Source organism: Bacillus cereus group sp. BfR-BA-01383, assembly GCF_022663495.1.
GTDB classification, from domain to species: Bacteria; Bacillota; Bacilli; order Bacillales; family Bacillaceae_G; genus Bacillus_A; species Bacillus_A cereus_AU.
On record NZ_JAKUFP010000101.1, the window covers coordinates 1 to 573 of the forward strand.

A 573-nucleotide genomic window follows, 5' to 3' on the forward strand; every position below is an offset into this window, starting at 1 on the left:
CGAAAGCAGAAAAAATCAATCAGATCGTGCAAGGTTAAATCCTAAACACTAGAACAATGGGTCTTCCGCCTCGAATCATCTAAGTCAAAATTGATAGGATGAACGTTCAACGACTATCTCGTATAACTGACGAGAGTACATCACAAGCCTATGGTGGTGGAAAAATCCTCTATCTCTAAGTAGATAAACATATAGTCTGCGCTCATGTGAAAACATGAGAAGTTCATAAGAGAACTGGCTAAGGAATTGCGCCCTTAGTTGAACGAGATAAATTTTATTGAATCTATCAAACTTCATTGAATGTATAGAACGTATGTGCTATGGTGGATTAAATGAGGTGAGAATAATAATGAAATTTTCACGAGTTAGTCAAGTATCGGAATTAACAGGTTTGTATCCTAGTAGTCTTAGGAGAATGCTGGTGGAACACGCTACTATTCAGAAGAACCAATCTTTCATTATCTGAAAGGTGAGTGCCCGAGTAATCGCACAGTAAAGGAGTTAAATTCTGATGATATTGGCGAAGAAAGTCAGACTGATTCCAACGCCTGAACAAGAAAAAGTGCTTAGAAA

1 protein-coding gene is annotated in these 573 nt (G+C 37.7%); it reads left to right on the forward strand.

Annotated elements, in window-relative coordinates; genetic code table 11:
- Nucleotides 1–511: 511 nt before the first annotated feature.
- A partial coding sequence (locus MR065_RS27060) for a helix-turn-helix domain-containing protein (protein WP_199663095.1) occupies nt 512–573 on the forward strand: 62 nt, incomplete at its 3' end.